At 66.4% G+C, this 24,825-nt stretch carries 26 protein-coding genes; 12 read left to right on the top strand and 14 right to left on the bottom strand.

Annotated features, from left to right (window positions below):
- Positions 1-13: 13 nt before the first annotated feature.
- Positions 14-187, bottom strand: coding sequence for a hypothetical protein (locus IHE49_RS07545; RefSeq protein ID WP_192156451.1), 174 nt, complete (start codon positions 185-187; stop codon positions 14-16).
- Between IHE49_RS07545 and IHE49_RS07540 the strand changes: the two genes are divergently transcribed.
- The 3 genes from IHE49_RS07540 (at position 180) to IHE49_RS07530 (ending at position 3,628) form a co-directional block, all read left to right on the top strand.
- On the top strand, positions 180-1,280 hold the full coding sequence (locus IHE49_RS07540) for a DUF4861 family protein (protein WP_192156449.1): 1,101 nt from the start codon (positions 180-182) through the stop codon (positions 1,278-1,280). The genes IHE49_RS07545 and IHE49_RS07540 overlap by 8 nt on opposite strands.
- Before the next feature lie 23 nt (positions 1,281-1,303).
- The gene (locus tag IHE49_RS07535; RefSeq protein WP_192156448.1) at positions 1,304-3,169 is read left to right on the top strand and encodes a beta-galactosidase; all 1,866 of its coding nucleotides are present in this window, start codon (positions 1,304-1,306) and stop codon (positions 3,167-3,169) included.
- 72 nt (positions 3,170-3,241) lie between these two features.
- A complete protein-coding gene (locus tag IHE49_RS07530; RefSeq protein ID WP_192156446.1) occupies positions 3,242-3,628 on the top strand; it encodes a YkgJ family cysteine cluster protein in 387 nt (128 codons plus the stop codon).
- Here IHE49_RS07530 and IHE49_RS07525 read toward each other — a convergent pair.
- Together IHE49_RS07525 and IHE49_RS07520 are read right to left on the bottom strand one after the other, a co-directional pair.
- A complete protein-coding gene (locus IHE49_RS07525) occupies positions 3,625-4,416 on the bottom strand; it encodes a zf-HC2 domain-containing protein (RefSeq protein WP_192156444.1) in 792 nt (263 codons plus the stop codon). The genes IHE49_RS07530 and IHE49_RS07525 overlap by 4 nt on opposite strands.
- Positions 4,403-4,975, bottom strand: a complete 573-nt coding sequence (locus IHE49_RS07520; protein ID WP_192156443.1) for a sigma-70 family RNA polymerase sigma factor — start codon at positions 4,973-4,975, stop codon at positions 4,403-4,405. Before IHE49_RS07520 ends, IHE49_RS07525 begins: the two co-directional genes overlap by 14 nt.
- 122 nt (positions 4,976-5,097) lie before the next feature.
- Between IHE49_RS07520 and IHE49_RS07515 the strand changes: the two genes are divergently transcribed.
- Together IHE49_RS07515 and IHE49_RS07510 are read left to right on the top strand one after the other, a co-directional pair.
- Positions 5,098-6,045, top strand: coding sequence for a metallophosphoesterase (locus IHE49_RS07515; RefSeq protein ID WP_192156441.1), 948 nt, complete (start codon positions 5,098-5,100; stop codon positions 6,043-6,045).
- On the top strand, positions 6,042-6,386 hold the full coding sequence (locus IHE49_RS07510; protein ID WP_192156439.1) for a cupredoxin family copper-binding protein: 345 nt from the start codon (positions 6,042-6,044) through the stop codon (positions 6,384-6,386). Before IHE49_RS07515 ends, IHE49_RS07510 begins: the two co-directional genes overlap by 4 nt.
- A gap of 18 nt (positions 6,387-6,404) precedes the next feature.
- Here the strand turns inward: IHE49_RS07510 and IHE49_RS07505 are convergent, their stop codons facing one another.
- The 3 genes from IHE49_RS07505 to IHE49_RS07495 form a co-directional block, all read right to left on the bottom strand.
- On the bottom strand, positions 6,405-6,680 hold the full coding sequence (locus IHE49_RS07505; RefSeq protein WP_192156437.1) for a hypothetical protein: 276 nt from the start codon (positions 6,678-6,680) through the stop codon (positions 6,405-6,407).
- Positions 6,681-6,896: 216 nt separating this feature from the next.
- Positions 6,897-7,682 (bottom strand): class III extradiol ring-cleavage dioxygenase, encoded by a 786-nt coding sequence (locus tag IHE49_RS07500; RefSeq protein WP_192156435.1) that lies wholly within the window; start codon positions 7,680-7,682, stop codon positions 6,897-6,899.
- 137 nt (positions 7,683-7,819) lie between these two features.
- Positions 7,820-9,691, bottom strand: coding sequence for a DEAD/DEAH box helicase (locus IHE49_RS07495; protein ID WP_192156433.1), 1,872 nt, complete (start codon positions 9,689-9,691; stop codon positions 7,820-7,822).
- A gap of 86 nt (positions 9,692-9,777) precedes the next feature.
- Here IHE49_RS07495 and IHE49_RS07490 point away from each other — a divergent pair, with 86 nt between their 5' ends.
- The 3 genes from IHE49_RS07490 (at position 9,778) to IHE49_RS07480 (ending at position 12,516) form a co-directional block, all read left to right on the top strand.
- Positions 9,778-10,527, top strand: coding sequence for an SDR family NAD(P)-dependent oxidoreductase (locus IHE49_RS07490; RefSeq protein ID WP_192156431.1), 750 nt, complete (start codon positions 9,778-9,780; stop codon positions 10,525-10,527).
- A 1-nt stretch (position 10,528) separates the two neighbouring features.
- Complete coding sequence (rimJ, locus tag IHE49_RS07485; RefSeq protein ID WP_192156430.1) at positions 10,529-11,086, top strand: ribosomal protein S5-alanine N-acetyltransferase; 558 nt, start codon at positions 10,529-10,531, stop codon at positions 11,084-11,086.
- Between the two features lie 281 nt (positions 11,087-11,367).
- On the top strand, positions 11,368-12,516 hold the full coding sequence (locus IHE49_RS07480; RefSeq protein WP_343227554.1) for an MFS transporter: 1,149 nt from the start codon (positions 11,368-11,370) through the stop codon (positions 12,514-12,516).
- A 110-nt stretch (positions 12,517-12,626) separates the two neighbouring features.
- On the opposite strand, the gene IHE49_RS07475 is transcribed toward IHE49_RS07480, so the two are convergent.
- Positions 12,627-13,970, bottom strand: a complete 1,344-nt coding sequence (locus IHE49_RS07475) for a DEAD/DEAH box helicase (RefSeq protein ID WP_192156429.1) — start codon at positions 13,968-13,970, stop codon at positions 12,627-12,629.
- A gap of 181 nt (positions 13,971-14,151) precedes the next feature.
- Here IHE49_RS07475 and IHE49_RS07470 point away from each other — a divergent pair, with 181 nt between their 5' ends.
- Together IHE49_RS07470 and IHE49_RS07465 are read left to right on the top strand one after the other, a co-directional pair.
- Positions 14,152-15,384, top strand: coding sequence for an MFS transporter (locus IHE49_RS07470; RefSeq protein WP_192156427.1), 1,233 nt, complete (start codon positions 14,152-14,154; stop codon positions 15,382-15,384).
- Between the two features lie 319 nt (positions 15,385-15,703).
- Complete coding sequence (locus IHE49_RS07465) at positions 15,704-16,189, top strand: peptidylprolyl isomerase (protein ID WP_192156425.1); 486 nt, start codon at positions 15,704-15,706, stop codon at positions 16,187-16,189.
- A 150-nt stretch (positions 16,190-16,339) separates the two neighbouring features.
- On the opposite strand, the gene IHE49_RS07460 is transcribed toward IHE49_RS07465, so the two are convergent.
- The 4 genes from IHE49_RS07460 to IHE49_RS07445 all read right to left on the bottom strand — a co-directional run bounded on the left by IHE49_RS07460 (position 16,340) and on the right by IHE49_RS07445 (position 19,995).
- Complete coding sequence (locus IHE49_RS07460) at positions 16,340-16,894, bottom strand: C40 family peptidase (RefSeq protein WP_192156423.1); 555 nt, start codon at positions 16,892-16,894, stop codon at positions 16,340-16,342.
- Between the two features lie 91 nt (positions 16,895-16,985).
- Positions 16,986-18,203 (bottom strand): TonB family protein, encoded by a 1,218-nt coding sequence (locus tag IHE49_RS07455; protein WP_192156421.1) that lies wholly within the window; start codon positions 18,201-18,203, stop codon positions 16,986-16,988.
- Between the two features lies 1 nt (position 18,204).
- On the bottom strand, positions 18,205-18,591 hold the full coding sequence (locus IHE49_RS07450; protein WP_192156419.1) for a BlaI/MecI/CopY family transcriptional regulator: 387 nt from the start codon (positions 18,589-18,591) through the stop codon (positions 18,205-18,207).
- 72 nt (positions 18,592-18,663) lie between these two features.
- The gene (locus IHE49_RS07445) at positions 18,664-19,995 is read right to left on the bottom strand and encodes a hypothetical protein (protein ID WP_192156417.1); all 1,332 of its coding nucleotides are present in this window, start codon (positions 19,993-19,995) and stop codon (positions 18,664-18,666) included.
- Between the two features lie 91 nt (positions 19,996-20,086).
- Here IHE49_RS07445 and IHE49_RS07440 point away from each other — a divergent pair, with 91 nt between their 5' ends.
- Together IHE49_RS07440 and IHE49_RS07435 are read left to right on the top strand one after the other, a co-directional pair.
- Entirely contained in the window at positions 20,087-21,346 is a 1,260-nt protein-coding gene (locus tag IHE49_RS07440) for an FAD-dependent oxidoreductase (RefSeq protein WP_192156414.1), read from the top strand.
- Between the two features lie 427 nt (positions 21,347-21,773).
- Positions 21,774-22,028: a hypothetical protein gene (locus IHE49_RS07435; RefSeq protein ID WP_192156412.1), complete on the top strand. Its 255-nt coding sequence runs from the start codon at positions 21,774-21,776 to the stop codon at positions 22,026-22,028.
- 130 nt (positions 22,029-22,158) lie between these two features.
- Here IHE49_RS07435 and IHE49_RS07430 read toward each other — a convergent pair whose 3' ends face one another.
- Genes IHE49_RS07430 through IHE49_RS07420 form a run of 3 tightly spaced genes read right to left on the bottom strand, consistent with a single transcriptional unit; the run spans position 22,159 to position 24,740 of the window.
- Complete coding sequence (locus tag IHE49_RS07430; RefSeq protein WP_192156410.1) at positions 22,159-22,590, bottom strand: Rid family hydrolase; 432 nt, start codon at positions 22,588-22,590, stop codon at positions 22,159-22,161.
- A complete protein-coding gene (can, locus tag IHE49_RS07425) occupies positions 22,583-23,254 on the bottom strand; it encodes a carbonate dehydratase (protein WP_192156408.1) in 672 nt (223 codons plus the stop codon). Before can ends, IHE49_RS07430 begins: the two co-directional genes overlap by 8 nt.
- A 19-nt stretch (positions 23,255-23,273) precedes the next feature.
- Positions 23,274-24,740 carry an aldehyde dehydrogenase gene (locus IHE49_RS07420; protein ID WP_192156406.1) on the bottom strand — a complete coding sequence of 489 codons (1,467 nt, stop codon included), beginning with the start codon at positions 24,738-24,740 and terminating at the stop codon, positions 23,274-23,276.
- Between the last annotated feature and the right edge of the window lie 85 nt (positions 24,741-24,825).

Genomic DNA, 24,825 nt, shown 5'->3' with positions numbered 1-24,825 from the left:
TTAGGCTAGAGTTTCAAAAAGTTTCAATAACTTTTGAAACTTTCGAATTCTTTCTGTCGGGCAAAGCAGACATGACGGCAGCGACACGCGGCATCAGATGGGGCTTGGCGTCGTTGACGGCCTTGGGGATGGTTGCGGCTGCTGCCGCGCCGGTGGCTTCAGCGCCGCTGGAGCTGACAGTGCGCAACCCGCTAGCGCTGGCCAGGCACGGCGAGGTGCTGACGCTGCCGATGGCCGACGTGCTGCAACGCCGGCCGCAGTGGCGCACGCGCGCGCTGGCCGTGCGCGTGGCGGGCAGCGTCGACTGGTTGCCCGCGCAGGCGTATGCCAGCGACGGCGGCAAGACGCCGGATCAATTGCTGGTGCAGTTGGACATCGCGCCGAAGGCGACCGAGCAACTGGAAATCCTTCCCGCGCCTGCGTCGATGCCGGAACCCGCGAACCCGCTGTACGCGCGCCTCGTGCCCGAGCGCGACGACGACTTCGCGTGGGAAAACGAGCAGGTGGCGTATCGCATCTACGGCACCGCACTGGAAAAGGCCGGACAGGTGTTTCCGGGCATCGACGTGTGGTCGAAGCGGCCGCCGCGGCACGTGGTGGATGCCTGGTACAAGCGCGACGCCGAAGGACAGCGCCTGAACGACCCCTCGATGTCGTACCACATCGACCACGGCGATGGCCTGGACAGCTACGACGTGGGGCATACACCGGGCGACGGCGGCACCGCGGGCTGGCTGGACGGTGCGCCGGTGGCTTCGCGCAACGCTTCGCAGGTACGCATCACGGCGCCGGGGCCGGTGCGGCTGCGCTTCGAGGTGGACTATCCGCCATGGCACGTGGGCAACGCGCTGCTGCATCAACACAAGGTCGTCACGCTGGATGCCGGCTCGCATCTCAACCGGCAGTTGGTGACGTACCGCATCGAAGGCGCGTCGCGCGCCATCGTGGCCGCGGGCGTGGCGGTGCATGCCGGGGCCGATGTCGTGCACGACGGTGCCACCCGGATCGCCGTGTGGGATACGCCGCAGAAAGCCAGCGCCGGCCGCATCGCCACGGCACTGTTGCTGGCGCCGGGCGAAACGGCGCGCTACGCAAGCACGCGCGATGCGTCATGGGCATTGTTCGACGTCAACGATGACAGCGTCATTCGCTTCGCTTCCGGCTCGGGCTGGTCGCAGGGCGACATGCCGGACTTTCGCGCATGGCAGTCATATTTGTATGATTATTCGATGCGCTGGTCGAATCCCTTGCAGGTGCACTGGCTGCGCGATCGCCAATGACGAAATCCACCGAGGAGTACGCCATGCAACGTCGAACCTTCCTGCGCCTGAGTATGCTGACTCCATTGGCTCTTGGAGCCGGTTGGCGCATCGACAAGGCGAATGCCGCTGCGGCTACGGCCATACCCGGCGTCAGGCCGGATGGCAAGCCGCACCGCTTCGGGCTTTCCGCACAGCATTTCCTGCTCGACGGCAAGCCGTTCCAGATCATGAGCGGCGAGATGCATCCGATCCGCATCCCCGTCGAGTACTGGCGCCAGCGCATCCAGATGGCGAAGGCGATGGGACTCAACACCATCGCGGTCTACCTGATGTGGAACGCGATGGAATCGGAACCCGGCGTGTTCGATCTGCACACCGGCAACCGCGATTTCGCGAAGTTCATCCGCCTCTGCCAGGAAGAGGGCATGTGGGTGTACCTGCGTCCCGGTCCCTACGTCTGCGGCGAATGGGACTTTGGCGGCTTGCCGCCGTACCTGCTGCGCCATCCGCACATCCGCGTGCGCGACAAGGACGACGCCGACTACATGGCCGCGGTGCGCCGCTACATCGCCACCGTGGCACCGGTGGTGAAGCCGCTGCTGGCGGAGAACGGCGGTCCGATCCTGATGGTGCAGGTGGAAAACGAGTACGCCTCGTTCGGCCGCGACCTCGCTTATCTCGAAACGGTTCGCACGCTATGGCAGGAAAACGGCGTGCACGGGCCGTTCTCGATCTCCGACGGGCTGGCCCAGGTGCGCGAAGCGAAGACCTACCTGCCCGGCGCCGCACTGGGCATCGACGGCGACACCGATTTCGCGGGTGCGCAGGCCATCGCGGGCGAGCTGCCGGTATGGATGGGCGAAGGCTATCCCGGCTGGATCACCCACTGGGGCGACAAGGAATTCGCGCGCGGCGATTTCGCCGGCACGCTGGCCAAGTTGTTGGCCCAAGGCCGCTCGTTCAACATGTACGTGGTGCACGGCGGCACCAACTTCGGCTTCGGCGCGGGCGCCAATGCGGACAACGATTATTCGAACTTCCAGCCGGTCATCACCAGCTACGACTACGGCTCGCCCATCGACGAACATGGCGCACCCACCGCGGACTATCACGCCTTCCGCAAGCTGATCGCCGCGCACACGAAGCAGCAGCCTCCCGCGTTGCCGGCGGTGCCGCCGATGGCGAGCTTCGCCGCCGTCACACCGCAGCCGTACGCTTCGTTGTGGGACAACCTGCCGGCTGCCCGGCATGTACAGCGGCCGCAGCCCAACGAACTGCTGTTCGCGCAGGACCACGGCATGGTGCTGTATCGCCACGGCTTGAAGGGCGGCGGCGAGCTGATCCTGGACGGCGCGCGCGACTACGCCACGGTGTTCCACGGCGGCCGTTACGTGGATTACGTCTCGCGCGTGAAGCATCCCAAGCTGCGCGCGGACAACAAGGTGCAGCTGCCGGCGAGGCAGGACGAGGCACCGTTGGAAATCCTTGTCGACAGCTTCGGCCACGTGAACTTCGGCCACGCCATGGCGGACCGCAAGGGCCTGGTCGGCGACGTGCAACTCGACGGCAAGCCGCTGGAAGGCTGGGAGGCGGTGGGCCTGCCGCTGGACGATGCGTGGCTGGCCGCGCTGAAACCGCTGCAGGGCAAGCCAGCGCGCCCCGGCATCTTTTTCAAGGGCGCGCTGTCGCTCGCGCAGCCAGGCGACTGCTATCTCGACATGGCGGACTGGGCCAAGGGCTATCTGTGGGTCAACGGCCACCTGCTGGGCCGTTACTGGAACCTTGGTCCGCAGCAGCGCCTGTATTGCCCTGCGCCATGGCTGCGCACCGGCGACAACGAAGTGCTGGTGCTCGACATGCATCGCACCGAGGCGGCGGCGATCCGCAGCGCCGCAGGCTTGCAGTAGCGACCACTATCAGGGCGCCCTGCAATAGAATCCGCAGCCTGCGCGCCTCGGGGCGCGTTCCGTTGCATCCGCATGAACCATCCCTGCCTGAGCTGCGGCGCCTGCTGCGCCTATTTCCGCATCGCCTTCCACTGGGCCGAGACCGACCCGTCGCTGGGCGGGACCGTCCCCGTCGAGCTGACCGAGAAACTCGATCCGCATCGCGTCGTGATGCGCGGCACGCAGTCGAAGACGCCGCGTTGCGTGGCGCTGGTGGGCGAGATCGGTGTGGCCGCGCACTGCGGCATCCACCCGATCAAGCCTTCGGTGTGCCGTGAAGTGGAGCCGTCGTGGGAGTTCGGTCGGCACAGTCCGCAGTGCGACAAAGGCCGCATCGCCCACGGCCTGACGCCGCTGACGCCGGAGGACTGGATCGATTTTTCGGATGCGGCTCTTCCCGCACCGCCAGAAAACGTCTAGCGCAAGTCGCCGCCGTCCGATGCCTGGCGCAACTTCTGCGTGAATTCGTGCAGGGCGGCTGGATCGACGTCGGAGACCACAACGTACTGCATGCCGCCCTCGGTCCAGCGCAGCACGGTGTAGCCATGCTGCTGTGATTCGCTCAAGGCGGCGCTGGCCGCAAGCGCGGCGGCCGGCCACTCGTACACGCTGATCAGGTGCAGGTGTCGGCGATACACCAGCGCGGCCACGCTGCGCCCGCCCAGGGCATCGAGGCGGCCGCCCACCAGCGGAAAGCCCGCGCCGGCCAGGTCCACCACGCGCGGCGAGAAATCCAGCTTGCCATCGAACCACGGTTTCACCGTGTGCTGATCGGTCGATACAACGTCCATCAGATGCTGCGGCTGCAACGCGCGCAGGTGGCTGGAGACTGCCTCGTCGGCCAGCATATCGCCGGCCGCGCCGTGCTGCTGCAAGGCATAGAACAAGGGCGTAGCCAGCAGCAGCGCGCCGGCAAAGCCTGCCGCCAGTGCCCAGACGATCGGTCCACGCCGCGATCGGTAGGGTGCCGCGGGCGCGACGGCGTCAGCGGGTTCGCGCCGCGGCGTCCAGCGTTCGCGCAGTGCCGCCGGAGCGTGCCGGTACAGGTCCGGTTGCGCCAACGCGTGACGCAGCCGCTGGTGTTCGCGAAAGCCGGCGGCGCAGGTGGCGCAACCCTGCAGATGGGTGGCCATCGCCGCGCTCTGGGCGACGTCGAGTTCGTCATCCAGGTAGGCGTGCAGCAGCTGTCGGGCATCAGCGCAGATCATGACGGCGCGCCTCCCCGGATCGACCGGACAATTCGAGTTTCAATCGCTCGCGGGCGCGGGCGAGCCGGGACATCACGGTGCCGATTTTCTGGCCGGTGATGCTGGCGATTTCCTTGTAGGAACATTCTTCCAGCTCGCGCAGGACGATGACTTCGCGCCATGGCGCCGGCAACCGCTCCAGCGCCTGTCGCAGCGAGCCGATATCGACCGCGAGCAGGGTCAGTGCCTCGGGCGAGGCCTGTTCGTCGACCAGTGGATGCACGTCCTCGTCGATGGGTTCCAGCAGATGCCCGGGCAGCGCCTTCGTGCAGAGCGTGAAGTAGGTGTTGCGTACGATGGCCAGCAGCCACACGCGCGCATCGCCACCGCGGAAGCTGTCGAAATAGCGCAGCGCGCGCAGCATCGCCTCCTGCACCACGTCCTGCGCGTCGGCGTCGTCGCGAGTCAGCCAGCGCGCGAGGTTCCACGCGGCATCCAGCCACGGCAGCACCACGGCTTCGAAGCGCGCGCCGATGGCGGGCTGCAGGGGGGGAGGTGCGGCTGGCGCTTCGATGGGCATAAAGGAATTACCGCGTTGGCGGCGACTTTATTCCCGGCCCGAAAAAACCGGAATAGGGCGCCGGGACGCACGGTATTGCATGGCGAAGGGCGCCTTCCGCACCCGCCATGGAGTGAACGTACATGACAAACCAGCGCGACAACGAGAACCCGGACCGCCGCGGATTCCTCAAGTGCATGGCCTGGGCCGGAGCCGGCACCCTGCTGATGATGAAGGGCGGCGTGCTGCACGCGCGCGTCCTGGGCCTCGACGCGGGCACCGAGGCGAAAGATGCCACCTTCAGCTTCGCCCAGATCAGCGATTCGCACATCGGCTTCCATTTCGCGCCGAACCCGGACCCGGCCTCGACGCTGCGCGGCGCGCTCGCCCAGGTCGACGCATTGCCGGTGCGTCCGGATTTCCTGCTGCATACCGGCGATTTGACCCACCTCTCGCGGCCGGATCAGTTCGACACGCTGGCCGGGCTGATGCAGGAATCGCGCGCCGGCAAGGGCAAGGCGTTCTACGTGCCGGGCGAGCACGACGTGATCGGCGACAACGGCGCCGAATTCTTCCGGCGCTTTGGCGAGCGGCAGCAGCCCGGTGGCTGGTACAGCTTCGATCATCGTGGCGTGCACTTCGTGGGTCTGATCAACGTGCTCGCCCTCAAGGCCGGCGGCCTGGGTTTCCTGGGTAACGAGCAGCTCGCGTGGCTGAAGAAGGACCTGGCGCCGCTTTCCGCCGAAACCCCGGTGCTGGTGTTTGCGCACATGCCGATGTGGGCGCTGTATCCGGCGTGGGGCTGGGGCACCGACGACAGCGTGGAGGCGATGGGCTATCTGCGCCGCTTCGGTTCGGTCAGCGTGCTCAACGGCCACATCCACCAGATCCAGCAGAAGGTGGAAGGCAACATCACGTTCTACACGGCGCGCTCGACGGCTTATCCGCAGCCGGCACCCGGCGTGGGGCCGGCGCCGGGGCCGCTGAAGACCGTGGTGCCGGATCGGCTGCACAGTTACCTGGGGATCCGCAGCGTGCGCCACGTGCAGGGCAAGGATGCGTTGGCTATCACCGAGGGGGTGATGGCATGAACCGTCTTGCCTGCGCGGCATGTTTGCTGTCGACCTTGGCGGCCTGGACGCCGCCGCACGCTGCAGCGAGCAGTCGTGTGCCTGCGGAGAAGTCGAATCAGATCGAAATTCGCAATTTCATGTTCACGCCGAAGACGCTCACCGTGCCGGTGGGCGCCAAGGTGGTGTGGATCAACCGCGACGAGGAGCCGCACACTGTAGTGAGCGCAAACGGCCAATTCGCGCCGTCGAAGGCGCTGGACAGCAACGACAGCTACGTGGCTACCTTTGGCAAGCCAGGCACCTACGTGTACTACTGCACGGTGCATCCGTTCATGACCGGAACCATCGTCGTGAAATGACGGCCGGGTATGCGACGCTCAGTGCGAGGATGCGATGGAGCTGTTCGGCGCGTAGAGCGTCCTGTCGTCTGTATGGCCGTCAATGGCGACGCGTGTGACAAATGCCACGCAACCGGGGTCCGGGTATGGGCTGTCGCTATCCGTGCCTGCTGTGGCCTGCACATCCATCGCGTAGGCGTGATTGCTATCGATTCCGCGGCACAACGCAGGCAGGCCGGCGACAATCTTCATCACCATAGGCTTGGCGCAATCGTGCTTGCCGTCGAACACCTGACCCTTGAGCTCCTCTGCCATACAGGCCGCGAAGCAGGCTTGAAACTCGCGTGCGTGGTTTGCGGCAAGGCCCAAGGTCGACCTCGTTGACCAATGTGGGCATCGTGAACTTGCGGCCGTGAAGCAGGAAGCCATCCGCCACGATCATGCAACCGGGAACGCCGTCCGGCTTGGTTCCTGCCAGCGCAGCGGCTTCCTGTTTGCGTGTCGCGCCCCTTGGCATGCACGCCGTAGTGGTCAATCGAAGCGATAGATATCCATCGCCAGAAAGCCCAGGTCGATGCCCGCATCGATGCGTTGCGCACGGGTACCCTCGCCCGCTGCGCCGAGTGCGAAGAACAGCGGCAGAAGATGCTCGTCGGTCGGATGTGCATGCCGGGCGAACGGCGCCTGGCGACGGTAGTCGAGCAGGGCATCGACATCGCCCGCCGCGAGTTTCTGTTCGATCCAGCCGATGAACGGACGCACGTACGGTGCCTCGCGCTCCGCGCTATAGCCGCTGCGCAGGTCATGCAGGTTGTGGGTGATGCTGCCTGAGCCGATCAGCAGCACGCCTTGTTCGCGCAGCGGCGCCAGCGCGCGGCCCAGCGCGTACTGGTGCGCCGGACCTGCTTGTCCGGGCTGGACGGAAACCGGCACCACCGGGATGTCGGCGGCTGGATAGAGCAGGCGCAGTGGCACCCACGCGCCGTGGTCCAGTCCGCGCTGCGGATCGAGGCTGGGTGCAAGGCCGGCCTGGTCAAGCAGCTCGACCACCTGTGTGGCGAGCGCGGGCGCGCCCGGCGCCGGGTAGCGCAGCTGGTACAGCTCGGGCGGAAAGCCGTGGAAATCGTGGATCGTTTCCGACTGCAGGGCGCCGCCGACCAGCGGCGAATGCGCCAGCCAATGCGCGCTGGCGATCACGATGGCCTTGGGGCGCGGCAGGGCACGCGCCAGCTCTGCCAGCCGCTCGCCGGTGGCGCCGGGCTGCAGCGCGGTCATCGGCGAGCCGTGGGAGACGTACAGGCTGGGCAGGGCAGGCATGGCGGGTCGCCTCGTGGGGGATCACCCCAGAGTAAGGGCTGCGGCCGCATTTGCAGCAGGCACGACCGGAACGCTGCGTTGCCGCCCGCGAACACTGGTGTTCTCCTCCCGTCATCAGCGGAGGAGGGAGCAGAGTCTTATTTGCGCGGCGGTTTGCCGCCGTGCGTGCGTGGCTTGCGTGCGTCGGATTTGGGGCCACCGGGCTTGAAGCCGCCAGGCTTGCGGAAGCCGCCTGGGCTGCGCGCGGGATGCGCGCCCTGTTCGCCGGCACCGTCGTCCTTGCCGTCCCACGCATGGATCTGCAACTGCTGGCGCGCCACCCAGACCTTCTTCAAATGCTCGAAGACTTCCTTCGGCATGCCTTCGGGCAGGTCGACCAGGCTGTGGTCGCCACGGATGCTGAGGCGGCCGATGTATTGGCTGTCCAGACCCGCCTCGTTGGCGATGGCGCCGATGATGTTGCCGGGCTTCACGCCGTGTTCGTGACCTACTTCGATGCGGTAGGTGATCTTGCCCGCCTCGGTGTGGTGTGGGCGCGGCGCATGGCCGGCGAAGGCACGCGGCTGTTCGCGTTCGTGACGATCGCGCGCCTGGTGTTCGCGCGGCGCGCGTTCAGGCCGGCCATGGTGATCGCCATGTTCACGTGGCGCGGCGGGTTCGCGCTTCGGCGGGGGCGCCAGCAGCAGCGGGCGGTCGCCCTGGGCGATGCGCGCCAGCGCGGCGGCGATCTCGATCGCCGGTATGTCGTGTTCCTGCTCGTACTGTTCGATCACCTGCTGGAACAATTCCAGCTCGCCAGCCGCCAGGGTGTCGCTGATGCGCTGCTTGAACTTGGCGATGCGCTGGTCGTTCACAGCTTCCACCGTGGGCAGCTTCATCTCCTCGATCTTCTGCCGGGTGGCGCGCTCGATGGCATGCAGCATGCCCTTTTCGCGCGGCGTGACGAACAGGATCGCATCGCCGCTGCGCCCCGCGCGTCCGGTGCGGCCGATGCGGTGCACGTAGCTCTCGGTGTCGTAGGGAATGTCGTAGTTCAGCACGTGGCTGATGCGTTCCACGTCCAGGCCGCGCGCGGCCACGTCGGTGGCGACCAGGATGTCGAGCTTGCCGTCCTTCAGTTGCTGGATCACCCGCTCGCGTTGCGGCTGGGCGATGTCGCCGTTGATCGCGGCGGCGGCAAGGCCGCGCGCCTGCAGCTTCTCGGCCAGTTCCTCGGTGGCCTGCTTGGTGCGCGCGAAGATGATCATCGCGTCGAACGGCTCGGCCTCGAGGATGCGCGTCATCGCGTCCAGCTTGTGCACGCCGCTGACGAACCAGTAGCGCTGGCGGATGTTCGCCGCGGTGGTGGTGGCCGCCTTGATGGCGATCTCCACCGGCTCCTTCAGGTGCCGCTGCGCTATCTTGCGGATCGGCACCGGCATGGTGGCGGAGAACAGCGCCACCTGGCGGGTCGGCGGCGTTGCCTCCAGCACTTTCTCCACGTCATCGACGAAGCCCATGCGCAGCATCTCGTCGGCTTCGTCGAGCACCAGGTACTTCAGCTCGGAGAGGTCGAGCGTGCCCTTGTCCAGATGATCGATCACGCGGCCAGGCGTGCCCACGATGACGTGCACGCCCCGGCGCAGCGCATGCAGCTGCGGGCCGTAGCTCTGCCCGCCATAGATCGGCAGCACCTGCAGGCCGGGCAGGTGCGCGGCGTAGCGCTGGAACGCCTCGGCCACCTGGATCGCCAGCTCGCGCGTGGGTGCCAGCACCAGCGCCTGCGGCTTGCCGGGCTTGAGGTCGATGCGCGACAGGATCGGCAGCGCGAACGCGGCGGTCTTGCCGGTGCCGGTCTGCGCCTGGCCCAGCACGTCGCGGCCCTCCAGCAACGGCGGGATGGTGGCGGCCTGGATCGGCGAGGGCGACTCGTAGCCCACGTCGGCCAGCGCTTTCTGCACCTCGGGCGAAAGCGCGAGCGCGCCGAAGCCGGCGGCAGCCGGGGCGGAATCGGAAGACGGGGCGGACATGGGGAACCTCGGGGTGGCATGCGCGGCGGCATGCGGGAGAATGGGTGATTGTACCAGTCCCCACGTCATCCCATCGGGAGAGAACCATGCAGAACCGTTTGAAAGACCGCATTGCACTGGTAACCGGCGCCTCCTCCGGCATCGGCGAGGCCACGGCACTGGAGCTGGCCCGGCAGGGCGCAAGGGTGGCGATTGCGGCGCGTCGTCGCGACCGGCTCGATGCACTGGCAAAGGAATTGACGGCACTTGGCGCCGAGCCGCTGGTGCTGGTAGCCGACCTCGCCGACGAAGTCGATGCGCAGCGCATCGTGCACGAGACCGAGCAGCGCTTCGGCCGTCTGGACATCCTCGTCAACAACGCCGGCGTGATGTACCTGGAACCGATCGCCGAAGCCGACCTCGGTCGCTGGCGTCACATGCTGGAGCTCAACGTGCTCGGCCTGATCGCTTCCACGCAGGCGGCGCTGGCCGGCATGCGCGCGCGGCGCGACGGCCATATCGTCAATATCTCCTCCACCGCCGGCCGCATCGCCAACCCGAACGCCGGCGGCTACTCGGCCACCAAGTTCGGCGTGGTGGCGTTCTCCGAATCGCTGCGCCGCGAGGTATACAAGGACAACATCCGCGTCAGCGTGATCGAGCCGGGCGCAGTGGCCACCGAATTGCGCGAGCACATCGGTCACGCCGCCACCAAGGACGCGCTCAATGCCTGGGCCGACAGCATGCGCCAGCTGCAAAGCCAGGACATCGCGGAGGTGATCGCGTTCTGCGTCGGCCGTCCTGCGCACGTCAACATCAACGAAGTACTGATGCGACCGACCGACCAGGAGCGTTGAGATGGGCTTCTCGCCACGATTGCTGACGGAGCGTACGCGCATCCGCCTCGCCGAGGAGGCCGATGCGCCGGAATTGCTGCGTTATCGCGTGGCGAATCGCGCGCATCTCGCGCCGTGGGAGCCGCTGCGCGAGGAAGCCTTTTACACGCTGGGCCAATGCGTGCAGGCCGTCGCCGAATGGCGGGAGCATGCGCGGCTGGATCGCGGCTATCCGTTGTTGGTATTCGACCGCGACGAGCGGGAAGTCCTCGCCACACTTACCTTTGCCAACGTCGTGCGCGGCGCGTTCCAGGCCTGCCATCTCGGCTATGGCACGGCGGCGCGCGTGCAAGGGCAGGGCCTCATGCACGAGGCCCTGCAGGCCGGCCTGGCCTGGGCCTTCGGCGAACTGGACCTGCATCGCGTGATGGCCAACTATTTGCCGCGCAACGAACGCAGCGCGCGCCTGCTGGCACGGTTGGGTTTCGAGCGCGAGGGCTATGCGAAACGCTACTTGCAGATCGCCGGCGCGTGGGAAGACCACGTGCTTACTGCCCTGGTCCGGTCCAGAGTGGAGTAGGAGCGCACCCTGTGCGCGATTGCCTCTGCCTTGATCGAGGCGCAGGGCAGTCGCGCACGGGGTGCGCTCCTGCGCAAAGGCATGTGCGTCGCGCATGTCGATTTTCCGGTGCGTCATCCGTCGTACCCATGTCGACCGGGTGAGCGGCCACATTGGAGTGGCGGCCTGACATGCCACCGTTGCCTGGTTCCCGAGGGTGGCCGATACGAGAGAGGAGACGCCAGATGCATGACTCCCGATACCGCTGGGTGATCGTCGCCGCGGGCGGCCTGATGGGTTGCGTGGCGATCGGCGCGATGTTTTCGCTGCCGGTGCTCCTGCGATCCATCGCACGCGACACGGGCTGGTCGATGACCGGCATCTCCGCCGCGATGACACTGGCCTTCATCGCGATGGCGTTCGGGAGCATGGCGTGGGGAAGCCTGTCGGACCGCATCGGCACGCGTGTAGTCGTCATGACCGGCGCCGTCCTGTTGCCGACGAGCGTCGCGCTGGCCAGCCGTGCGCCCTCGCTGCTCGCGTTTCAGCTGATCTTCGGCGTTGCCGTCGGCGGTGCGACGGCCGCGGTATTCGCACCGATGATGGCCTGCGTCACCGGCTGGTTCGACACGCACCGCAGCCTCGCGGTGTCGCTCGTGTCGGCCGGCATGGGCATGGCGCCGATGACGATGTCGCCGCTGGCTGCGTGGCTGGTGTCCAGGCACGACTGGCGCACGTCGATGCTGATCCTTGCCGCGTTGGCGGCCGTTGTCATGATTCCCATGTCGCTACTCGTGCGCCGAGCGCCCGCGCTTGAAGGAGCACCGGAAGTGCCGGCCAGCGGACCAGCGCCGATGTCGGTCAAGGATGCGCTGCGCTCGCCGCAGTTTGTCGTCCTGCTGCTGACCAACTTCTGCTGCTGCGCGACGCACTCCGGCCCGATCTTCCATACGGTGAGCTACGCGGTGACTTGCGGGATACCGCTGATCGCTGCCGTATCGATCTACAGCGTCGAAGGACTCGCGGGCATGGGAGGGCGGATCGTGTTCGGCTTCCTGAGCGACCGTATCGGAGCGAAGCGCATGCTGGTGGCGGGACTGCTCACGCAGGCGCTCGGTGCGCTCGGCTACTACTTCGTGAACACGCTCGACGGGTTCTATGCGGTCGCGACGCTGTTTGGCTTCATCTACGCGGGCGTGATGCCGCTGTACTCAGTGCTGGCGCGCGAAAACTTCCCGCTGCGCATGATAGGTACCGTGATCGGCGGCTGTGCGATGGCCGGCAGCCTGGGCATGGCCACGGGGCCGGTCGCCGGCGGCCTGATCGTCGACACGTTTGGCAGTTATGGAGGGCTGTACATCGGTTCGTCCGTGATCGGGCTTGGTGCATTCCTGATCGCGACGACGTTCCGTCCGTTCGCCAAGGTGCGGCCCGAAGCCGCTGTGGCGTGACGACGCGTCCCGCAATCGAAGCGGGACGGTCTTGGTTTCGCCGGATTGGCGAGGCTGCGCTCGCCTGTCGTCACTAGGGAGGACAGGGAGCGCTGCTGCAAATGCGCCGGTCAGGCCTTGGCGGCGGGATGTGGCCGACGATGGCGCTTGCGGTTGCCTGCAGCGTGCTCGCCGCTGCTCTTCTGTGCATGCCCATGCGGGCGGTGCGCCTGCGACGAGCCTTGCGAACGCTGCTGCTGGGAGCCCTGCGAGCGCTGCGGTGCGCGCGGCTGGCGCTGGCCCTGCTTGGGACGCGGCGCGCCAGCGTCCAGGCGCAGCGGCGAGGAGGGCTCGAAGCCGGCCACGTGGTCGATGGCGATCTCGTCCTTGAGCAGCTTGCGGATGTCGCGCAACAGGCCGGATTCGTCGTGGCTCACCAGCGACACCGCCATGCCCTCGCTGCCGGCGCGACCGGTGCGGCCGATGCGGTGCACGTAGTCCTCGGCCACCATCGGCAGGTCGAAGTTGATCACCATCGGCAACTGGTCGATATCGATGCCGCGCGCGGCGATGTCGGTGGCCACCAGCACGGTGATGCGGCTGCTCTTGAAGTCGGCGAGCGCCTTGGTGCGCGCGTTCTGGCTCTTGTTGCCGTGGATCGCGGCGGTGCGCAGGCCAGAGGCATTGAGGAAGGTCACCAGCTTGTCGGCGCCATGCTTGGTGCGGCTGAACACCAGCGTCTGCCGACGGCTGTCCTGGCTCAGCACGTGCAGCAGCAGGTCGCGCTTGCGCGAGGCATCGACCGGATGCACGTGATGGCTGACCAGGGCGGCCACGGTGTTCGGCGGCGTCACCGTGACCTCGCGCGGCTCGCGCATGAACTGCATCGCCAGCGCCTTGATCTCGGGTGCGAAGGTGGCGGAGAACAGCAGGGTCTGCCGCTGCCTGGGCAACGCGCCGAGGATGCGCTTCAGCGCCGGCAGGAAGCCCATGTCGAGCATGCGGTCGGCTTCGTCCAGCACCAGCGTCTCGATGCCGGAAAGGTCGATCGTGCGCTGCTGCATGTGGTCGATGAGGCGCCCCGGCGTGGCGATCACGATGTCCACGCCGCGGCGCAGCGCGTTGATCTGCGGGCCCATGCCGACGCCGCCGAAGATGGTGGCGGCGCTGATACGCAAGTGCTTGCCATAGGCCTGCGCGTTGTCGAGGATCTGCGCGGCCAGCTCGCGGGTAGGCGTGAGCACCAGTGCGCGCGGGCGGCGCGTCATGGTGGCCGGCGCGTCGATCAGCTTGTGCAACAGCGGCAGCGCGAACGCCGCGGTCTTGCCGGTGCCGGTCTGCGCGGCAGCGAGCAGATCGTGGCCTTGCAGCACCAAGGGGATGGCTCCGGCCTGCACCGGGGTGGGTTCGGCGTAGCCCTGTTCGGCAAGCGCACGCAGCAACGCGGGCGCAAGGCCCAGCGATTCGAAAGACATGGAACGACTCCTGTGCAACCCGGAGCGTTCAAGCAGGACCGCGTTGCGATATTTGAGAGGGAATGGGGGCGGCGAGGCCGCCAACGGCTGGGGAGCCGTGGCGCATAGTGTAGCCGATAAGCGTGGCGGCCGTATTTTTGCTGCATGCTAGCCTGCGCCACCGCCTCACGGAGTGCCTTCCATGTCGCTGCTGTCGTCCCTGCGCGAACTGAACCATGAGCAGCGCCACACCGTGCTGGCCAGCTTTCTCGGCTGGACGCTGGATGCATTCGACTACTTCCTGCTCACGCTGGTGATCGTGGGTGTGGCGCAGGAATTCCACACCGACAACAAGGCGGTGACCTACGGCCTGTTCCTCACGCTGGCCGCGCGCCCGCTGGGCGCCCTGGTCTTCGGCCGGCTGGCGGATCGCTACGGCCGGCGGCCGGTGCTGATGGTGGACGTGATCCTGTTCTCGGTGTTCGAGCTGGCCACCGCCTTCTCGACGTCGCTGACCATGCTGCTGGCGCTGCGCTTCCTGTTCGGTGTGGCGATGGGCGGCGAATGGGGCATCGGTGCCTCGCTGGCGATGGAGTCGATACCGCCGAAGTCGCGCGGCCTGGTTTCCGGCCTGTTGCAGAGCGGCTACCCCTGCGGCTTCTTCCTCGCTGCACTGGCGAACTGGCTGCTGGTCGACGCCATCGGCTGGCGCGGACTGTTCGTGGTGGGCGCGCTGCCGGCGGTGCTGGTGCTGTACATCCGGCGCAAGGTGCCGGAGTCGCCGGTGTGGCAGGCCGGGCGGCACGAGCATGCCCGCGCGGACGTGTGGCAGGCGATGCGCGGCCACTGGAAACTGTTTGCCTACATGATCGTGCTGATGTGCGCGTTCAACGCCTTCAGCCACGGCTCGCAGGACATGTACCACACCTTCGAGGAAGTGAACCTGCACCTGCCCACCGGCTCGGGCACGGCCTTCGTACTGGTGGCGCTGCTCAACCTCGGTGCCCTGGTGGGCGGCCTGTGCTTCGGCGCGTGGTCGGAGCGGGTGGGACGTCGCAAGGCCATGATCATCGCCGCGCTGCTGGCGATTCCGGTGATTCCGTTGTGGATGTATGGCGGTTCGCTTTGGCTGTTGGGCCTCGGCGCCTTCCTGATCCAGGTGATGGTGCAGGGCGCCTGGGGCGTGGTGCCCACGCACCTCAACGAACTCTCGCCGGACGCGGTGCGCGGCACCTTGCCGGGCTTCGCCTATCAGCTCGGCAACCTGCTCGCGGCCGGCACCGCCACCGTGCAGACATGGTTGGCCCACCAGCACGGCGGCGATTTCGCCTGGGCGATGTCGCTGTGGATCGCGGTAGTGGCCGTGGTGCTGGCCCTGCTGGTGTGGTTGGGGCCGGAGGCGCGTGGCGTGGGCTTCGGCGAGCATCGGTCTTGAGGGCCTGTTCACGATCTCCCTTGGCCCGTGCCGGGAGCTGTTTGCGCGCCTGCCCAAGGAAGTAAAGAGTTAGTGGACGTCCGTCCGCGACCGAGCGATGACGCCTGCATGAGGGCAAACAAACCCGGCCGCTTGGGTTGCCTTGCCGTGGCCATCATGCGGCAGCGCGCGGCCTGATCTGTCAGCCAGGGGGGCGCTGCGCCACGCACTACCACCTGGCGGCCACGGCAAGGCAACGCGGGCCACGGGAGATCGTGAACAGGCTCTGGCAAAGCACTCCTGATAAACTTCGCGCTTTGCATCATTCGAGAGACGGGCAATGAAGGCTGGCAAGGACAAAGTCGTCGCGCTGCACTACACGCTGCATGTGGACGGTGAAAAGGTGGAAAGCTCGCACGACAACGGCGAGCCGTTGTGGATCCTGCTCGGTCACGGTCAGCTGATCGCTGGCCTGGAAAAGGCGCTGGAAGACCACGCTGCCGGCGACGAGGTCAAGGCGACGATCGCACCGGCCGACGGTTACGGCGAGCGCCAGGATGGCCAGGTCCAGCGCGTGCCGAAGAAGTATTTCCAGCACGCCAAGCACCTCAAGCCCGGCATGACCGCCGTGCTCGCCCTGAAGGAAGGCGGCCACCGTGCCGTGACCGTGCAGAAGGTCGGCATGAGCACCATCGACGTCGACCTGAACCACCCGATGGCCGGCAAGACGCTGGACTTCGACGTGAGCATCCAGGAAGTGCGCGACGCCACCGAGGAAGAAATGCAGCACGGCCACGCGCATCCGCCGGGCAGTGCTCCGCACTGACCGACGGATCAAGGGTCAAAGTAAAACGGCGCCCCGGGCGCCGTTTTTTCGTTTGCCCCTCTCCCCTCCGGGGACAGGGCTTGGGTGAGGAGGCCGCGCCTGCGGAAGACTGCTTTCGGCCCAGTCGGCCGGCGAGCAGCCAGCAGCACTTCAATCCAGCACCCGCCTCCCATACTCGAAATGGTCGCGCCAATATGGCCCGTCGATGTCGTCCAGTCGTACGGTGCCGCCGCTGTTGGGGGCATGTACGAAGCGGCCCTTGCCCACGTACACGCCCACGTGGCTGATGCGGCCATGGTTGCCGAAAAACACCAGGTCGCCGCTGACCAGGGCGGTCATACCTCTGATCTTTTCGCCCATGTCGGCCATTTCGCCGGAGGTACGCGGCAACTGCATGCCGGTGGCGTTGCGGTAGATGTAGCCGACCAGGCCGCTGCAGTCGAAGCCACCGGCAGGCGTGTTGCCGCCCCAGTGGTAGGGCGTGCCGACCAGGGCCATCGCACGGAACAGCACATCGTTGGCGGCGGCGGCCTGGCCGTCGGGCGCACGCGCGGGTTCGTTGGCGAGGGCGGACTCTGTGGCCGAGGCGGATCGTCGCGGTGCACTGGCGCAGGCGGTGAGCAGGGCGAGAACGACGGCCAGCAACGCGAAGCGGGCGATGCGCGTGGGTGAAGCTGCGGATCGGGCGACGGACGGCGGGTTCACCGGGCAACCTCGGCGTGGGCTGCGCCGAGGTTATCAGGGTGATAAACCATATTCAAATCAAAAAGCTCTGGGGTGTTTTGAAGCTGATTTATCAGCTTCGTTGGGCGGTCTTTTCAGGAAGCGGTTCGAGGTTGAACGTGACGGGGACGCGCGCATAGCCATCGACTGGTTTGCCGTCCTCCATCTGCGGGCTGAAGTGCCATCGTTCTGCGGCCTCCATGGCTGCCCTGCCAAGTGCAGATGAAGCATCGCTTACGGGATCGATGGTGATCTTGCGTGGGCTGCCGTTTTTGTCGACCAGGATCACCAGGACCACCGTGCCCTGCTCTTTGTTTTTGATCGCCGACTCTGGATAGTGAGGCGTAATGTTCGCGTTGTAGGTGAGATCCGCTTCGGCATTCTGGTTTCCACGGTTGTCCGCGGCTGCTTGGGCCATGAATACGCAGCCCGCCAGCAACGCGGCAAGCGTGACAAAACCCGCACGCCGGCGCAGGTCGCCGGGACGATGACGCTGGATCATGGTGAGTCGCTCCTTCAGTTGCGATTGGGTCAGCCAGGAGTTCAGCACCGGCACGGGCGACAGGCCGACGCTGTGCAGCAAGGTGCGGGCGTAGCCAGCTTCGTCGTTCGGCGCATCGCGCAGCACACGTTCGTCGCAGGCCAGCTCCTGGTCGGGCCGGAAGCGCGAACGCGCCAGCCACGCCAGCGGGTGGAACCACAACAATGCGAACATCAGCTCGGCGATGAGGTTCCACAGCGCGTCACCACGACGCAGGTGGGCGAGCTCGTGACGCAGCACGATACGGCGTTCGTCGGCGTCGAAGCGTTCGAGGAAGTCCGCCGGCAACAGCAGCAGGCTGCGCGGTGCCCATAGCAGGGCGGGGCCGGCCGGATGCAGGCGCAGTCGGCGCGGGTCGATGCTATCCAGCTCACTCTGCAAGAGCTCGGCCGTCGCTGCCGGCAACGGGTGGCATTGGCGGCGCAATCGGAGGTGATGCTCGATCAGCCGCAGCATCATTGCGATCGTACCGGCCAGCCACAACCAGTGTGGCCACGACGAGGATGCGACGACTTGCGGGTCGATGGCGCCCGACGCGATGGCATCGGGCAGCACGCGGAAGGCCGGGAGTGCCACCCAGTGCGCGGGTAGTTCGGGCAGGCATGGCAGCAGCATCGCCAGCACCGGCAACAACCAGAGGCCAAAGGCGGGGCTGGCGCCGAAGGCGCGCCGAGCAGGGCGGCGACCCAGCAGGACCAGCACCAGCGCCGCGGTCACGAACAGCAGGTTGCGCAGCAGCATGGGGCCCATTTCAGTGCCCCTTCTTCTCGATGGCATCGAGCAGTTTGCGCAGTTCCGCGATGTCCTTCGCGCCCAGCTTTTCGTGTTCGCTGAAATGCGCCAGCAGCGGGCTGAGCCGGCCTCCGAACACGCGGTCGAGCAGGCTGTGGCTTTCCTGTGACTGCCACTGTTTGCGGGCCAGTGCCGGTGAGTACAGGTAGCGACGGCCGTCTTTCTCTGCATTCACTGCACCCTTGGCCACCAGGCGGCCGAGCAGGGTGCGTATGGTCTTTTCGTGCCAGTCGCTGGCCTGTTGTACCGCGGCGACGATGTCTTCCGAGCTCTGTGGTGCACGGCGCCACAGCACCTCCATTACGTGGCTTTCGGCTTCGCTGATCGTTGGGGTGAGATTGCTCATGAGCGCGCCGCAGAAAAATTACGAGTGTAGTTCTCATTTAGACTACGCTCGTAATTCATTTGGCGCAAGAGCCTATTGCGACGCTATGTCGATGCTGCTTTCCGACAGGGTATGACCGTCGCTGTCGCTGGCGCGCAACCGGTAGCGGCCAGGACGCAGGTAAAGCTCGGTGGATTCGTTGAAACCCATGATGGCGTACCGGTCGGCGGCGATGGCGTCGTTCGGTTCGCCGAAGTAGTGCGCACTGACGAGGCAAGGGATTGTGCCCCGGCACAGTTCTGCACCGATGGAGTGTGGGCGTCGCTTGCCGTCCAGCGAAAGCCAGCTCGCCCGCTGCATTTCATTGTGATCCATCACTTGTGGCAACGGGGCGCCTTCGCCGTTGATCCGATACCCGTACTTGTACTTGCCGAAGGCGTCGAGGGTGAGGCTGGGAGGCAGGATCACGTTGACGTCATAAGCCGTCGGTCGCGCGCTCCATGGCTGGCCGGTCTGACGGTTTAGCAGGACCTCGGGCTTTTCCGATGGAAACGTGTGTTCGAGCTGATGGTAGGCGTCCGACGTATCCAGTCCGGTTTCAAGGAAGTCGGTCTGGTCGATGGACAGCGGCACCTGGCCGGTCAGCGCCTGGAGCCGCAATGCCATGGGCTGCAGGTCGCCGAGACGCCCTGTAGCCTTGTCGATGTGCGCGTAGCCGGCATGCACGAACAAGCGCGCCTTGGGATCCTTCGCAAACACCGTTTGGTACAAGGTCTGGGCTTGCGCGTTCTCGCGCGCCTGCCCGTTGAGCCCGTTGTCGTAGGGAACGAGGGTGAAGCCCAGCCGGATCGCCTCGCGCACGATGTCGCCGTACAGCGGATCGCGCAGGTATTCCGTGCCGCTCTTGCGAGTGGGATAGCCGCGCTTGGCCAAGTCGGGATCGTCCGTGCCCAGCGCTTCGGCGGCGAAATAGGTGAAGCCCAGGGCGCGCAACCGTGGTAGCAATTCGAGAGTGAGCTGGCGGGTATGCGCGTCGTGGTGCGCCTCGTTGACCATCACGAGGTGTCGCTGTGCTGCAAGCGCGACGATGGTGTCGACGGCATCGGCCGACTTCCAATCGGCTGACGTTGGCAGCTTGAGATCTTCAGGCAGGTCGTCCTTCAGCGGAAAACTGAAGACGGCCTGATCGTAGAGCCCGAGTTCGTCCTGCGAGAAGGACATGAACTGCAATGCGAGCACCTGGTCGCTGGATCGCAGCGAAGGCTCCTCGTGGATGAGGTACTGGTAGCGGGCCAGCGTGGTGGGTTCGCGCCCCATCGCCTGCAGCAGTTTGAGCGCGGACGGATCGAACGATTGTGCGGCGGCGCTGGAACAAACCAGCAGCGCGGCGACAAGGCCTGCACGAACGGCGGAATGGGCCAGCATGGCGACGCCTTGAATGAGTAGGCGACTCGCATGGTGCATGCACTGCGAAGCGCGTGCATGACGCGTCGCAGCAGATGGTTACAATCGGCGGATGAATGCGACTCGTGGGGATGTACTGATACTCGGCGGCGGGGTGATCGGCCTCGCCAGCGCCTTGCACTTGTTGCGCAAGGGCGTGGCCGTACGGGTGCTGGAACAGGGCACGCCGGGTTGCGGCGCTTCGCATGGCAATTGCGGCACGATCACGCCCAGCCATGCCGCGCCGCTGGCGATGCCGGGAACGCTGGGCATTGCCTTGCGTTCGATGCTGCGCGCCGATGCACCGCTGTACCTCAATCCGCGTTTCGACGGCCCGCGTCTGCGCTGGTTGCTGGGTTTCGCACGGCACTGCAACTGGACCGATTTCCATCGCGCGACCGTGGCGCGTTCGATGATCCTGCAGCGCTCGCGCCAACTCCTCGGCGAACTGGTGCGCGACGAGGGGCTGGATTGCGAATTCGCCGAGGAAGGAGAACTGTACGTGTACCGCACTGCGCGGGCGCTGGCGGCGGACGAACAGCATCATGCCGCCGTGCTCGACCGCCTTGGGGTCGAAGTGCGGCGCTTGCGCGGCGACGAGGTGGGAGCGATGGAGCCGGCACTGAAGCCCGGTGTGACGGGTGGCCTGTTCCATCCCGGTGATGCACGTTTGCGGCCGGACCGTTATGTCGCCGAGCTGGCGCGATGCGTGCGGGAACTGGGCGGCAAGATCGAATCCGGCGCGCGCATCGAAGGCTTCGACACCGATGGCGAAAGCATCGCCCGGGTGCGCACTTCGCGCGGCACGTTTGCCGGGGAGCGCGTGTTGCTGGCGTTGGGGGCGTGGTCGCCGCTGCTGGCCCGTTCGCTGGGTCTGCGCCTGCCGATGCAGCCGGGCAAGGGCTACTCGATCACCTATACGCGTCCTGTGCGGGCGCCACGGCATGCGCTGGTGTTGCGCGAGGCGCAGGTATGCGTCACTACCTGGGCCGACGGCTACCGGCTGGGCAGCACGATGGAATTTTCCGGCTATGCCGAGGGCCTCAATCGTGCCCGCCTCGATGCTTTGCGCCGCGGCGCCGCCACGGGCCTGCATGAACCGGAAGGGCCGCAGCAACTGGAGGAGTGGTGGGGCTGGCGGCCGATGAGCGTGGACGAAGTGCCGATCATCGGCCCGAGCACGCGCTGGGCGAACCTGCACCTGGCCACCGCGCACGGCATGCTCGGCGTGAGCATGTCGGCGGCCACCGGCGAACTGGTCGCCGACCAGCTGTGCGGCAACACGCCGGCAATTGATCCAAAACCCTATGCGCCGGCGCGGTTCGGGCTTTGAATCGCCCCAGGATCCAACCACGGTCTTGCTATGCCCGCACTGCCCTTGGAGCTGTCGGATGGTTGTGCGTGGCATCGTGTCGGACTTGCGCGCTTTCGCTTGGCGGCCACCTCAGGAACAGTGCGTAAGGTTTGATCCATTTGGCCGTGCTCCCAACATCACCTGCCGGGAACGCACGTTTCGTCGCCACTCCGTGGTCGATGCGCAGTTGGCGTGCATACAAACAGTTTCCGGCGCGGTGCGTCTGAAAACCTCGAGCAGGCAGCAAGCTGAAGCGTGAATATCCGCGCTCGCACAATTTGGCGGAACCGTGTCCTGTTCAGTCTCGGTATGCCGGTGAAGCTGGTATGGTGGTTGCGTCGCGCCACCCGTGGCGCCGGGGTCCGGCCGGGTTCGCGATACAATAAAATTATCGAGGTTCGCCATCATGCGTAAGTTCGCGATCGCTTCCCTGCTCGTCGCTGGTGTGGCCCTGTCCGCTTCCGTGTTTGCCCAGCAGGCGGCTCCGGCTGCAGCTCCGCAGACTGCCCCGGCTACCGACGCTCCCGCCGCTGCCTCTTCCACCCACAAGGCCGCCGCGCATCACAAGTCCACCACCAAGCATCACACCACCAGCAAGACCCATAAGAAGGCTGCAACCAAGACCGATGCCGCTCCTGCGTCGACCGCTTCCGGCGGTTGATTCCACCGGAATTTCGTCCGTACGAAAAGCCCGCCGATCTATCGGCGGGCTTTTTTTATGCGTACGGATGGTCGCAGAAACTGCGGTTGGAAGGCGCGAAAAAGGATGGCCGCTTGTGTGCCCCGCGCGATCAGGGAGTAGCGTGCGGATCGATCGCCGCCACGCATTTCAGCTCGATGGCGATGGGCGTGGGCAGCGCGGTGATGCCCAACGTGGTGCGGCACGCGTCCACGCCGGCGAAATGCTCGCTGTAGAGGCGGTTGTAGGTGGCGAAATCGCGCGCCATGTCGGTCAAGAACACGGTGACGTCGACCAGATCCTCCCAGCGTGCGCCGCCGGCTTCCAGCACTGCGCGCACATTGGCGAACACCTGCCGGCACTGCGCCTCGATGTCATAGCCAACCAGCTTGCCCTCGATGTCGTAGACGTTGCCGGGGATCGCATTCGTACCCGGTTGGCGCGGCCCCACGCCGGACAGGAACAGGAGATTGCCCAGGCGCCGCGCATGCGGGTAGGCACCCACCGGCGCCGGAGCCGCCTCGGTGCGGATGGTTTCAGCCATGGCGCGGAGCCGGGACGCCGCTGAGCCGCTGCAGAGCCGCCTCGTAAGCGGGCCAAAGCGCGTCGCGCGCGTCGACATGCATGCCGAGGTCGTTGATGTGGCCGTTGGCGAGGCTGTAACACCATGCGTGCACGGAGAGTTTCTGGCCGCGCTCCCAGGCATCCATCACCATCGTGGTGTTGCACACGTTGACTACGCCCTCGATGGCGTTGAGCTCGCACAGGCGCGCGTTGCGCAGATCCATCAGCTCGAGCGAACCGAGCAGGCTGTCGTGCTTCCGCGCCACATCGCCCACATGGCGCAGCCAGTTGTCCACCAGGCCGAGGCGGCGATCGTCCAGCACGGCCTGCACGCCGCCGCAGCCGTAGTGGCCGACGATGATGATGTGCTCCACCTTGAGCGCGTCGACCGCGAACTGGATCGTGCTCAGGCAGTTGAGGTCGGTGTGCGACACCACATTGGCGACGTTGCGTTGCACGAAGATCTCGCCGGGAGGCAGGTCGACGATCTGGGTGGCCGGCACGCGCGAGTCCGAGCAGCCGATCCACAGGTATTTCGGCGACTGCTGCTGCGCCAGCTGTTCGAAGAAGCGCGGATCCTGCGCGGTAACGTCGGCGGACCAGCGGCGGTTGCTGTCGAGCAGGGATTGCAGTGGGCTTTTCAAGAAAGACTCCTCGGGGTTTTCAATAGCGGATGCAGACGTTCTTCGCCTCGGTGAAGAAGCGCAGCGCTTCGCCGCCGCCCTCCCGGCCGAGGCCCGAGTGCTTCATGCCGCCGAATGGCGTGCGCAGGTCGCGCAGCATCCAGCAGTTGATCCACACGATGCCGAACTCGAGCTGGCTGGCGAGGCGGTGCGCGCGATTGAGATCGCGCGTCCATAGCGAGGCGGCGAGGCCGTAGCCGGTGCCGTTGGCGATGGCCAGGGCTTCCGTCTCGTCCTCGAACGGAATCAGCGTCACCACCGGGCCGAAGATTTCCTGTTGGTTGGTGGCGGCGTCGGCCGCCAGTCCTTCGATCACCGTGGGTGCCACGAACCAGCCGCGCTCGCAGCGGCCCGGTACGGCAACCGCTTCGCCGCCGCAAGCCACGTGCCCACCTTCGGCGCGGGCCTGGCTGATACAGGCCATCACCTTGTCGAAATGCGGCTTGGACACCAGCGCACCCAGGTCGCTGGCGTCGTCGCCGGGATCGCCCACGCGCAGTGTGCGCACGCGCGCGACATAGCGCTCGCGGAAGTCCCGGTAGATCGAGCGCTGCACCAGCAGGCGCGAACCGCACAGGCAGATCTCGCCCTGGTTGGCGAAACCCGATCGCACGATGCTGTCGAGGTTGGCGTCGGAAAGCTCTGCGTCGGCGAACACGATGGCCGGATTCTTCCCGCCCATCTCCAGCGACACCTTCTTGAACTGTGCGGCCGCCGCCGCGGCGATGTGCGCACCGGTGGCGGTGCTGCCGGTGAAGGAAACCGCCTTGATACGCGGGTGCTCGGCGATGGCTTGGCCCACCGTGGGGCCACGGCCCTGCACGATGTTCAGCACGCCGGGTGGCAAGCCAGCCTCGATGCTCAATGCGCCCAGCAGGGCGGCCGTGCAGGGGGTTACTTCCGAGGGCTTGGCCACCACAGCGTTGCCCGCGGCCAATGCGGGCGCGATCTTCCACGTGAACAGGTAGAGCGGCAGGTTCCACGGACTGATGCAACCCACCACGCCCAGCGACTGGCGCAGCGTGTAGTTGATCGCGCCCTGGTCCGGCTGACCCAGCGCCATGGCGTGCGATTCGCCGTTCCACGTTTCGATGGCGGCGGCGAAAAAGCGCAGGTTGCTCACCGCGCGCGGAATGTCCACGCTGCGCGCAAGCTTTACCGGCTTGCCGCTGTCGCGCGACTCCAGCGCAGCGAATTCGTCCAATCGCGCCTCGACCAAGTCGGCGAGGCGCTGCAGCAGGCGTGCGCGTTGTTCGGCGGGCGTGTTGGCCCAAACCGGTGCGGCGCGTTGCGCGGCTTCGACGGCGGCCTCGACGTCGGTGGCATCACCGTCGGGGCAATGGGCGAAGACTTCGCCGGTGGCGGGCTCGAATACATCGAGCCAGCGGTCGTTGCGCGGCGGTGCTAGGCGACCGTCGATCAGGTTGGCGAGGCGCGTGATGGGCATCCCTGCAAGCTTACGCCGCGCCTCCGGCGATTGCACCGGACGCGGGCGTATTTTCCTGGAACATGCGCTTGCTCCCAATGCCTGA

This window comes from Rhodanobacter sp. 7MK24, assembly GCF_014842995.1.
GTDB lineage: Bacteria > Pseudomonadota > Gammaproteobacteria > Xanthomonadales > Rhodanobacteraceae > Rhodanobacter_A.
The sequence above is the reverse complement of the archived record's forward strand: the minus strand, read 5'-3'. Positions and strand labels throughout refer to the sequence as shown.

What these genes read in the sequence shown, in the direction of transcription:
- IHE49_RS07535 (WP_192156448.1), top strand. Translation starts at nt 1,304, where the DNA reads ATGCAACGTCGAACCTTCCTGCGCCTGAGTATGCTGACTCCATTGGCT.
- IHE49_RS07530 (WP_192156446.1), top strand. Translation starts at nt 3,242, where the DNA reads ATGAACCATCCCTGCCTGAGCTGCGGCGCCTGCTGCGCCTATTTCCGC.
- IHE49_RS07525 (WP_192156444.1), bottom strand. Translation starts at nt 4,416, where the DNA reads ATGATCTGCGCTGATGCCCGACAGCTGCTGCACGCCTACCTGGATGAC.
- IHE49_RS07520 (WP_192156443.1), bottom strand. Translation starts at nt 4,975, where the DNA reads ATGCCCATCGAAGCGCCAGCCGCACCTCCCCCCCTGCAGCCCGCCATC.
- IHE49_RS07515 (WP_192156441.1), top strand. Translation starts at nt 5,098, where the DNA reads ATGACAAACCAGCGCGACAACGAGAACCCGGACCGCCGCGGATTCCTC.
- IHE49_RS07510 (WP_192156439.1), top strand. Translation starts at nt 6,042, where the DNA reads ATGAACCGTCTTGCCTGCGCGGCATGTTTGCTGTCGACCTTGGCGGCC.
- IHE49_RS07505 (WP_192156437.1), bottom strand. Translation starts at nt 6,680, where the DNA reads ATGGCAGAGGAGCTCAAGGGTCAGGTGTTCGACGGCAAGCACGATTGC.
- IHE49_RS07500 (WP_192156435.1), bottom strand. Translation starts at nt 7,682, where the DNA reads ATGCCTGCCCTGCCCAGCCTGTACGTCTCCCACGGCTCGCCGATGACC.
- IHE49_RS07495 (WP_192156433.1), bottom strand. Translation starts at nt 9,691, where the DNA reads ATGTCCGCCCCGTCTTCCGATTCCGCCCCGGCTGCCGCCGGCTTCGGC.
- IHE49_RS07490 (WP_192156431.1), top strand. Translation starts at nt 9,778, where the DNA reads ATGCAGAACCGTTTGAAAGACCGCATTGCACTGGTAACCGGCGCCTCC.
- rimJ (WP_192156430.1), top strand. Translation starts at nt 10,529, where the DNA reads ATGGGCTTCTCGCCACGATTGCTGACGGAGCGTACGCGCATCCGCCTC.
- IHE49_RS07475 (WP_192156429.1), bottom strand. Translation starts at nt 13,970, where the DNA reads ATGTCTTTCGAATCGCTGGGCCTTGCGCCCGCGTTGCTGCGTGCGCTT.
- IHE49_RS07470 (WP_192156427.1), top strand. Translation starts at nt 14,152, where the DNA reads ATGTCGCTGCTGTCGTCCCTGCGCGAACTGAACCATGAGCAGCGCCAC.
- IHE49_RS07465 (WP_192156425.1), top strand. Translation starts at nt 15,704, where the DNA reads ATGAAGGCTGGCAAGGACAAAGTCGTCGCGCTGCACTACACGCTGCAT.
- IHE49_RS07455 (WP_192156421.1), bottom strand. Translation starts at nt 18,203, where the DNA reads ATGGGCCCCATGCTGCTGCGCAACCTGCTGTTCGTGACCGCGGCGCTG.
- IHE49_RS07450 (WP_192156419.1), bottom strand. Translation starts at nt 18,591, where the DNA reads ATGAGCAATCTCACCCCAACGATCAGCGAAGCCGAAAGCCACGTAATG.
- IHE49_RS07445 (WP_192156417.1), bottom strand. Translation starts at nt 19,995, where the DNA reads ATGCTGGCCCATTCCGCCGTTCGTGCAGGCCTTGTCGCCGCGCTGCTG.
- IHE49_RS07440 (WP_192156414.1), top strand. Translation starts at nt 20,087, where the DNA reads ATGAATGCGACTCGTGGGGATGTACTGATACTCGGCGGCGGGGTGATC.
- IHE49_RS07435 (WP_192156412.1), top strand. Translation starts at nt 21,774, where the DNA reads ATGCGTAAGTTCGCGATCGCTTCCCTGCTCGTCGCTGGTGTGGCCCTG.
- IHE49_RS07430 (WP_192156410.1), bottom strand. Translation starts at nt 22,590, where the DNA reads ATGGCTGAAACCATCCGCACCGAGGCGGCTCCGGCGCCGGTGGGTGCC.
- IHE49_RS07420 (WP_192156406.1), bottom strand. Translation starts at nt 24,740, where the DNA reads ATGCCCATCACGCGCCTCGCCAACCTGATCGACGGTCGCCTAGCACCG.